This window comes from Candidatus Accumulibacter aalborgensis (genome assembly GCF_900089955.1).
GTDB classification, from domain to species: domain Bacteria; phylum Pseudomonadota; class Gammaproteobacteria; order Burkholderiales; family Rhodocyclaceae; genus Accumulibacter; species Accumulibacter aalborgensis.
The window spans coordinates 1-9,291 of sequence record NZ_FLQX01000179.1 but is presented as its reverse complement, the minus strand read 5'-3'; the positions used below and the strand labels follow the sequence as shown (position 1 = coordinate 9,291).

Genomic DNA, 9,291 nt, shown 5'->3' with positions numbered 1-9,291 from the left:
AGAGCCGTTATCTCGTGCAGTTACGCCGTCACCACCACCGGCAGATGAATCTCTACGACCCCGAAACCCCTTGGAAGACGCCTCCGTACAACCGCCCGTAGCCTCCCTCCATCCCACGCTGACCCAGGCTTACCTTCCTCCCCCTGCAGCGTGGGACTTTCCCTCTGTCTCAGCCTCGAACAGCTTGCGCCAAACAGTCTGAATCACCGCGCGACGTAACATCCCCGCTTCAGGGACCATTGCTTGACCAGCGCGTATATGGCCGGAATCACCGCCAGCGTGAGCACCGTTGACGAAATCATGCCGCCGACCATCGGCGCCGCGATACGGCTCATCACTTCCGAACCTGTCCCTGTCCCCCACATGATCGGCAGCAGGCCGGCCATGATCGCCACGACGGTCATCATCTTCGGCCGCACGCGCTCGACGGCGCCTTCCATGACCGCCGCGTAGAGGTCGTCGACGTTTGGCGCCCGCTCCGCTGCGAGGCACTTCGCCTTGACCGCTTCCCAGGCGTGGTCGAGGTAGATCAGCATGATCACACCCGTCTCGGCCGCCACGCCGGCGAGCGCGATGAAGCCGACGACCACGGCCACCGACAGGTTGTAGTCGAGCAGCCACATCAGCCAGATACCGCCGACCAGGGCGAAAGGAACCGAGAGCATGACGATCAGCGTTTCGGTGAGGCGCTTGAAGTTGAGGTAGAGCAGCAGGAAGATCGACAGCAGCGTCACCGGAATGACGATCTTCATCTTCTCGATCGCCCGTTCCATGTACTCGAACTGGCCGCTCCAGGTGACGTAATAGCCGGGCGGGAATTTGACCTGCTCGGCGACCGCCTTTTTCGCGTCGGCGACGTAGCCGCCGATGTCGCGGTCTCGGATGTCGACGTAGATGTAGGCCGAGAGCAGCGCATTCTCGGTGCGGATGCTCGGCGCTCCTTTGGCGACGACGACCCTGGCCAACTGTCCGAGGGGGATCATCGCCCCGTCCATGGTCGGGATCAGCACCTCGCGGGCAATTTGCTGCGGATCGCTGCGCAGCTCGCGCGGATAGCGGATGGTGACGCCGAAACGCTCGCGGCCCTCGACGGTAGTGGTGACCATTTCACCGCCCAGCGCGGTGCCGATGACGTCCTGCAGATCGCCGACGGCCAGCCCGTAGCGCGCCAGTTGCTCGCGGTCGGGTTCGATGTTGAGGTAGAAGCCGCCGGTGATGCGTTCGGCGAAGGCGCTGGTCGTTCCGGGGACGGTTTTCACGACGGACTCGATCTCCGTGGCCAGCTTTTCCATCTCTCCGAGATCCTTGCCAAAAACCTTGATGCCGATCGGTGTGCGGATACCGGTGGACAGCATGTCGATGCGCGCCTTGATCGGCATCGTCCAGGCGTTGGCGACACCGGGGAATTGCAGCGCTTTGTCGAGTTCGGCGATCAGCTTGTCGGTGGTCATACCGGCGCGCCATTCGGATTCGGGCTTGAGGTTGATCACCGTCTCGAACATCTCGGTCGGTGCGGGGTCAGTCGCCGTGTTGGCGCGCCCGGCTTTGCCATATACCGAAGTAACCTCGGGGAAGCTCTTGATGATCTTGTTCTGGGTCTGCATCAGCTCGGCGGCCTTGGTGATCGACATGCCCGGCAGCGAAGCCGGCATGTAAAGCAAGGTTCCCTCGTTGAGCGTCGGCATGAACTCGGAGCCGAGTTGGGAGGCCGGGTAGACCGAGAGGGCCATGGCGAGGACGGCGAGAACGAGGGTCAGTTTCTTCCAGCGCATCACGCCGGCGATGATCGGTCGGTAGACCCAGATCAGAAAGCGATTCACGGGATTCCTCGCTTCCGGCATGATCTTGCCGCGGATGAAGAGCATCATCAGCACCGGTACCAGGGTGATCGAAAGCAGCGCCGCGCCGGCCATCGAAAACGTCTTGGTGTAGGCCAGTGGCGAGAACAGGCGGCCCTCCTGACCTTCCAGGCTGAAGACCGGCAGGAAGGAAACGGTGATGATCAAGAGCGAGAAGAACAGCGCTGGGCCGACCTCCTTGCACGCGGCGAGCATGGCCTCGGCGCGATCGCTGTTCGAGTGCTCTTCGGGAAGGCGCTCCAGGTGTTTGTGGGCGTTCTCGATCATCACGATGGCGGCGTCGATCATGGCGCCGATGGCGATGGCGATACCGCCGAGGCTCATCAGGTTGGAATTCATGCCGAGCAGACGCATGGCGATGAAGGCGATGAGGATGCCGACCGGCAGCATCAGGATGGCGACCAGCGCGCTACGCACGTGCAGCAGGAAGACGATGCACACCACGGCAACGATGATCGATTCCTCGAGCAAGGTTCGCTTCAGGGTTTCGATGGCGCGGTGAATCAGCTCGGAACGGTCATAGACCGTTTCCACCGTCACCCCTGCGGGCAAGCCGGGGCCGATCTCGGCGATCTTGGCTTTCAGGTTATGGATCACTTCGAGAGCGTTCTGGCCATAGCGCGCCATGGCGATCCCCGACACCACTTCGCCTTCGCCGTTGAGTTCGGTGAGGCCGCGCCGTTCATCCGGCGCCAGTTCGACGCGGGCGATATCGCCGATCAGGACAGGGGTCCCCTTCTCGCTCTTGACGACCAGCATCTCGAGGTCGCTTTTTCCCCGCAGATAGCCCTTGCCGCGCACCATGTACTCGGTTTCAGCCATTTCCACGACCCGGCCACCGACGTCGCGGTTGGAGTCGCGGATCACCTGCGCGACCTTCATCAGCGGGATGCCGTAGGCGCGCAGCTTCACCGGGTCGACGGTGACCTGATAGGTCTGCACGAAGCCGCCGATCGACGCCACTTCAGCGACGCCGTGCGCCTTGCTCAGTTGGTAGCGCACATACCAGTCCTGAATCGTGCGCAGTTCGGCCAGCGTCTTGTCTTTGGCGAGCAGCGCGTACTGGTAGACCCAGCCGACCCCGGTGGCGTCCGGCCCGAGCGACGGCGTGACGCCTTTGGGCATGCGGCTGGAGGCAAAATTGAGGTATTCGAGCACACGCGACCGTGCCCAGTAGATGTCGGTACCGTCCTCGAAGATGATGTAGACAAAGGACGCGCCGAAGAACGAAAAGCCGCGTACCACCCTGGATTTCGGCACTGACAGCATGGCCGTGGTCAGCGGGTAGGTCACCTGATCCTCGACCACCTGCGGCGCTTGGCCGGGGTACTCGGTATAGACGATGACCTGCACGTCCGAGAGGTCGGGCAAGGCGTCGATCGGTGTGCGCAGGACAGCGTAGATGCCGCCAATGGTGACGAACAGGGTAGCCAGCAGGACCAGGAAACGGTTCCTGCCCGACCATTCGATGATTTTCGCCAGCATGGCGCCGAATCTCCGTTAATGTCCGTAGGGGTCGGTCAGTGACCAGCGTGCGGATTGGCACCGGAGGCCGGCAGGGACGCCCCTTGGTTTGCCGCCAGCGGCTTGACCGCAGTGATCACCCATTCGCCGGGCTGACGTTCGACGAAGTCGAAGGTCACCTTGGCGCCAGGCATCAGCGCTTGCAGAAGCGTTTCGTTGGCTGCCTTGAATTTCATGGTCATGGCGGGCCACTTGAGGCTGGCAACCGGGCCGTGACTGATACTGACCGTGCCGGCTTTCGCATCAATGCTGTCCACCGTTCCTTCGGCCTGATGGCCTGATCCCTTGGCGGCAGGCGCCGCCTTATCGGCCTCGGCTCCCGTCTTGGCTGCCGCGCCGTGGGTCGCGTGGCCAAAGCCGCCGACCGCCGCCTTGAGATTGCTTTCGGCATCGATCAGGAAGTTGGCGGCAACGACCACCTGTTCGCCGTCCTTCACCCCCTCGATGACTTCAAGATAGGCGTCGCTGCGGACGCCGAGTTTGACCTCGCGCGGTTCGAAGCGGCCTTCGCCCCGCTGGATCAGCACGATCTGCCGCGTGCCGCTATCGATGACCGCGGAAACCGGCACGGTGACCACCGCAGTCTTGGTCGATACCACCAATTCCACCTTGGCGAACATCGACGGCTTGAGCAGCAGACCGGGATTGGCAAGTTCCACTCGAACCGGAACGGTGCGCGTCTGGGCGTTCAGCGTCGGATAGACATAGGTGATTGTGCCTTCGAACTTCTTGTCCGGATAGGCGTTGATCATGACTTTCGCTTTGCTGCCGGACTTCACCAGTCCGATGTCCTGCTCGAAGACATCGGCGATCACCCACACCGTGGACAGGTCGGCCACCTGGTAGAGCACTTCACCGGGCATGAAGCGCATGCCCTGCACCGCCTTCTTCTCGGTCACGATACCGCTCACGGGCGAGCGGAAGGTCAGCGTGCGCCGGGCATTCCCGGAATTCGCCAGGTCCCGGATTTGCTCGTCGGAGATGTCCCAGTTCGTCAGACGCGTGAGGCTCGCATCGGCCAACTGCTGCATGCTGCTTCGGGTTTCACTGCCGGCGTTGTTCAGCGACTCGACGCCCTGTATGGCGAGCGCGTATTCGCGTTGCGCAGAAACCAGTTCCGGGCTGTAGACTTCGAACAGCGGCTGGCCTTTGCCGACCAACTGACCGGTCACGTTGACCAGCAGCCGCTCGACGTAGCCCTCGAACTTCGGCGCGATCGCATACTGGCGGCGTTCGTCCGGCTCGATGCGCCCGACAGCGCGAACGATCCGCTCCAGCGAGCGCAGGCTGGCGGGTTCGGTTCGCACGCCGAGCTTCTGAACCTTGTCGGTGCTGATCCTGATCTGGTTCGTGGCAGTAGCCGCCGTGTCCACCTCATCCACCTCGTTCGTTTCGCCCTCGTAGACCGGGATGTAATCCATTCCCATGGGGTCTTTCTTCGGCGTCGGCGAACTGTCAGGCAAGCCCATCGGGTTGCGGTAATAGAGGAGCTTGCGTTCATTCCTTGCCGGTCCGGGGGACACGGCGGAAGCCTGCAACGTCGCTTCATCATGGCCCGGGGCATTCCGCTGGCCGGCCCAATAGCCACCGGTGGCGACCAGAGCGACAGCCAAGGCGCTGACCGCAATTCGCGCAGCCCGCTTCATAGGTCTTCTCCCAAGAGCCGTTCAATTTCTGCGAGGCGCACCTGTCCTTCAGCCTGCGCCTTGATCTGCTCCTGTCTGGCCTGGCGAATTTGCCGCTGTGCATCGAGTAGCGTCGCAAAATCGAGCTTGCCGTTTTCATAGCCAGCGAGGGCGGCCTTGAAAGTCAGTTCGGCTTCGGGTAGCAGATCGTTGGTCGCCAGAGCTTCGATACGACGCGCCCCATCGATGCCGGCAAGGTTCTCCGCCAGTTCGGCGAGCACCTGGTTGGTGCTTGCCTCCCGGCGCGAGCGGGCGGCGGCCAGCATGGCCTCCGATTCGCGCTCCTGCGAGCGGCGCGAGGATTGCTGCAGGGGGATGTTCATTTCCACCATCAGCTCCCATTCCTTGATCGCACTCTGGTACTGGATCGGCCCGGCGCCGATGGTAAAGTCGGGGTAGCGGTTCCTGTAGGCGAGTTCCCGGCCTTTTTCCGCCGCTTTGATTTTGCTTAAATCAGATGCCAGCAGCGGGTTACGGGCGCGGACACGTTCCTCCAGTGTGGCGTAATCGAGCCGGGCGGGTGCCGGCAGTGGGCGAAGTCTTTCCGGTTCGGCGAGCGGTGCGTCGGCGGGCCGTGCCAGCAAGGCATTCAGGCGCGTGTGCTGGTGATGTTGTTCGGTGTTCAGGGTCACCAGTTCGCCGCGCAATCTGGTCTGCTCGACCTGGGCACGAATGACGTCCTGCAGTGCCGCGAGACCGCCGGTGTACCGTATCTGCGCTATCTTTTCGAGGCGCCGCATCAGGTCGAGTATTTCGCGCGTCAGGCGCTCGTTCCGCTGGACGTAATACCACTGCGCGTAGCTCGTCTTGATCCGGGCCGCGATGTCCCACCAGGTGCCCAGGGCGCGCGCCCTGGCGCTCTCGCCTTCGAGATCCGCCACTTCGCGTTTGAGGTCGCGCTTGCCGAACCACGGAATGTCCTGCGACAACAGGTAGCGCGTGCTACCGACGCGGCTCGGAGAGAGCGTCGGGTTCTGGTCGCCGAACCTGGTGATGTCGCGCAGTTCCATCCTGAACTTCGGATCGGGCAGGGCGCCGGCCGGCGTCGCACGTTCGGCAACCGCGTCCGCTTCCGCCTGCATGGCGGCGTATTCCGGATTCCGGTCCCTGGCAAATTCGAGCAGGCTTTCGACCGTACGGCCGATGGCTGCTTCCTGCGACAGAGCCGGTGCCGCCAGCCCGAGCATCAAGCACAAAGCGAATGTCCTCGTCAGAGTGACTCCTCGCATGCAACCTCCCTGAGCAATGCAAATTACGTATTCTGGCTTATCCCGGAGTGTCGTGGCGGGTTTTATTGGCGAATTGGATGGGCACAGTTTGAATGGACCAGCCCAACAGAACGCTGACCGAGAAATTACATTTCTGTAATCTTGCGGCCTGCCTGCGCACAACTCTGACTTTTGCATGGCCGAATCCTTCGCCTTCGGTGTTCGTATGCTCTCGCCAAACCACCAAGAAGGTGACCCGCGCATTACATTCTCGTAATCTCCAAGGAGAGGCCATCAGGCTGGCGCAAGATTGCGCAAATCCATAAGCTTGGTGAAGGAGAGCACTGATGAAAATCCTGGTCGTTGAGGATGAACTGAAAACCGGGAATTATCTGAAGCAGGGTTTGCTGGAAGCCGGTTTTCGCGTCGATCTGGCCCGCGATGGCGACGATGGCCTCCACTACGCGCTGACCGATGCCTACGACCTGGTGATTCTGGATGTGATGCTGCCCGGTATCGACGGCTGGGCGGTGCTTCAGGGAATCCGCAAATCCGGCAAGGACATGCCGGTGCTGTTCCTGACCGCCCGCGATCAGGTCGATGACCGGGTGCGCGGTCTGGAATCGGGCGCCGATGATTATCTGGTGAAACCGTTCGCCTTTTCGGAACTGCTCGCCCGGGTGCGTACCCTGCTGCGACGGGGCGGCAAGACCAAGGAGTCGGAGTTCTTGCGCATAGCCAATCTCGAACTCGACCTGATGCGACGAAGGGTCAGCCGCTCCGGCAAACGCATCGACCTGACGGCCAAGGAGTTCGCCCTCCTGGAGCTGCTGCTGCGCCGCCAGGGTGAGGTGCTACCCCGGTCGGTGATCGCCTCGCAGGTCTGGGACATGAATTTCGACAGCGACACCAACGTGATCGAGGTCGCGGTCCGGCGTCTGCGAGCAAAAATGGATGATGCATTCGAGCCGAAACTTATCCGTACGGTACGTGGCATGGGTTATGTGCTGGAGGTGACCGAGTGCGACTGAGTGGGCGCAAGTCAATGACCTTCCGGCTGACGATGCTCTTTGCGTTGTCCTCGACTGTGGTGTTGTTGTTCCTGGGCTATTTGATTGCGGGCTCGCTGGAGCGACATTTCGAAGAGCAGGATATGGAAGTGCTCACCGGCAAACTGAAACTCGTCCAACACGCCCTCGAAAAGGTTCGTTCGACGGGCGACCTGAATGTCCTTCCACAGCAACTCGATGATTCCCTCGTCGGCCACCATGGACTGGAATTGGTCGTCGTCGCGCCGCAAGGACAGATCCTGTTTGCCACGAGTGGTGCTCAATTCCCCCCGTCGCTGCTGGACAACCAGGTTCGAGTGGACTCGGCACGCCCGACAGTCTGGACGACAAAGGATAATCACCCCTTGCGTGGAATTTCCGCCTTGGCCCGAACAGGGATCAAGAATGCTCAACCGGCGATCGTAGCCGTGGCCACCGATATTTCACACCACGAGCACTTCATGAGCTCGTTCAGGATGACGCTATGGTCGTTTGTAGTCCTGGCCGCGCTGCTTACGGGGTTCCTTGGCTGGCTTGCAGTTCGCCGTGGACTTGCACCGTTGCAGGCGATCAGGCGTGAAGCAGCGGGCATTACTGCGCATCGACTCGACTCCCGGCTTTCTGCCGACACGGTTCCCGTTGAGTTGGCAACGTTGGTCGAGGCCTGGAACGAGATGTTGGCACGGCTCGAGGATTCGTTCCGACGACTGTCTGATTTTTCTTCGGACATCGCCCATGAATTGCGAACCCCGGTCACCAATTTGTTGACCCAAACACAGGTTACGCTATCAAAAGCGAGGACGTCCGCTGAGTACTGCGACGTACTCGCTTCAAATGCGGAGGAATTTGAGCATTTGGCGCGGATGATTGCCGATATGCTTCTTCTGGCGAAGGCTGACAACGATCTGGTCATTCCACATCGCGAGCCTCTCGATCTGGTCGAAGAAGCCAAAGGCGTGGTCGACTTTTACGAGGCTCTGGCCGAGGAAAGGTCCATCGTGCTCACCTGCTCGGGCAGCGGCCTGGTCTCGGGAGACCGCCTGATGGTGCGCCGGGCGATCAGCAATCTACTGTCGAATGCCTTGCGTCATACTCCTGCGGGAGGTCGCATAGTAGTCCATGTGGATGATACGGGCGATTCGGCTGTGAAGTTGTCGGTGGAAAATCCCGGTGACACCATTGCGCGCGAACACCTGCCTCGACTGTTCGACCGCTTCTATCGGGTGGACTCTTCACGGCAAAGGTTGAGCGACGGAGCTGGGCTTGGCCTGGCAATCACTCGATCGATGTTGCGCGCCCACGGAGGGGATGCCGTCATTCGTTCCGAGTGTGGCATGACTGTGTGTGAGCTACACTTTCCCGCCTGATTGTTCAGTTTCCTGCTGAGGAATCTCGCAAGCTCTCAATGCTGGTGATCTGGATGCCCATCGGCGGCTGCGCTGAGTAGCGGCGTAAACCGCGCTTGCTCGGCTTTCGCGCTGGCGAAAGTGACCGACACGACGACTTTCATCTGGGGATCCGACGCATAGCTGCCGACCCCAGTCAGCTTGTTGTCGCCGGACGGAGCCAGAGGGACGGTGATTTTCGATTTTGCTGCCAGAATCGTCGCCGTACCGGTAGCGCCGGCTGCGGGGATCTTCTTGTCGCCATGGTCGGTGAGATAGACCGTGACCGGGTTGTCTTTGGCTTCCTTGCTGTTCTTGGCGACTACCAGCTCGAAATGATAGGGCCCAGCCATGCGCAACTGGCCGCCGTTGGGCCCACTGATTTTGTCGAGAGCCGCATCGTCATGGGCGAAGGCTGCGTTACCGAAGAACATCAAGGCGGCAGTCATGGCCAGGCTGGAAATCAGGGTGCGTTGCATGGGTTCTTCCTCACAGCGTAGGGTTAAAAGGACTCTTCGGCTTTTTCGGCCAGCAAGCGTTGCAGGGGTTTGTCACCGAACAGCCAGAACATGACCGGCGTC

At 61.2% G+C, this 9,291-nt stretch carries 6 protein-coding genes; 2 read left to right on the top strand and 4 right to left on the bottom strand.

What is annotated here, in order from left to right:
* Positions 1–203: 203 nt before the first annotated feature.
* The 3 genes from ACCAA_RS21665 to ACCAA_RS21655 are packed head-to-tail and all read right to left on the bottom strand — an operon-like array spanning position 204 to position 6,255.
* Entirely contained in the window at positions 204–3,344 is a 3,141-nt protein-coding gene (locus ACCAA_RS21665; RefSeq protein ID WP_186409322.1) for an efflux RND transporter permease subunit, read from the bottom strand.
* Between the two features lie 35 nt (positions 3,345–3,379).
* Complete coding sequence (locus ACCAA_RS21660; protein WP_186409321.1) at positions 3,380–5,029, bottom strand: efflux RND transporter periplasmic adaptor subunit; 1,650 nt, start codon at positions 5,027–5,029, stop codon at positions 3,380–3,382.
* Positions 5,026–6,255, bottom strand: a complete 1,230-nt coding sequence (locus tag ACCAA_RS21655) for a TolC family protein (protein ID WP_245754737.1) — start codon at positions 6,253–6,255, stop codon at positions 5,026–5,028. The genes ACCAA_RS21660 and ACCAA_RS21655 overlap by 4 nt, the downstream gene beginning before the upstream one ends.
* A 368-nt stretch (positions 6,256–6,623) precedes the next feature.
* Between ACCAA_RS21655 and ACCAA_RS21650 the strand changes: the two genes are divergently transcribed.
* Entirely contained in the window at positions 6,624–7,307 is a 684-nt protein-coding gene (locus ACCAA_RS21650; RefSeq protein WP_186409319.1) for a heavy metal response regulator transcription factor, read from the top strand.
* Positions 7,308–7,321: 14 nt separating this feature from the next.
* Complete coding sequence (locus tag ACCAA_RS21645) at positions 7,322–8,692, top strand: heavy metal sensor histidine kinase (RefSeq protein WP_342674082.1); 1,371 nt, start codon at positions 7,322–7,324, stop codon at positions 8,690–8,692.
* Positions 8,693–8,727: 35 nt separating this feature from the next.
* Here ACCAA_RS21645 and ACCAA_RS21640 read toward each other — a convergent pair whose 3' ends face one another.
* The gene (locus ACCAA_RS21640; RefSeq protein ID WP_186409317.1) at positions 8,728–9,189 is read right to left on the bottom strand and encodes a hypothetical protein; all 462 of its coding nucleotides are present in this window, start codon (positions 9,187–9,189) and stop codon (positions 8,728–8,730) included.
* Positions 9,190–9,291 lie beyond the last annotated feature (102 nt).

Coding starts and splice junctions, on each gene's coding strand:
- ACCAA_RS21665 (WP_186409322.1), bottom strand. CDS start 3,344: ATGCTGGCGAAAATCATCGAATGGTCGGGCAGGAACCGTTTCCTGGTC.
- ACCAA_RS21660 (WP_186409321.1), bottom strand. CDS start 5,029: ATGAAGCGGGCTGCGCGAATTGCGGTCAGCGCCTTGGCTGTCGCTCTG.
- ACCAA_RS21655 (WP_245754737.1), bottom strand. CDS start 6,255: ATGCTCGGGCTGGCGGCACCGGCTCTGTCGCAGGAAGCAGCCATCGGC.
- ACCAA_RS21650 (WP_186409319.1), top strand. CDS start 6,624: ATGAAAATCCTGGTCGTTGAGGATGAACTGAAAACCGGGAATTATCTG.
- ACCAA_RS21645 (WP_342674082.1), top strand. CDS start 7,322: ATGACCTTCCGGCTGACGATGCTCTTTGCGTTGTCCTCGACTGTGGTG.
- ACCAA_RS21640 (WP_186409317.1), bottom strand. CDS start 9,189: ATGCAACGCACCCTGATTTCCAGCCTGGCCATGACTGCCGCCTTGATG.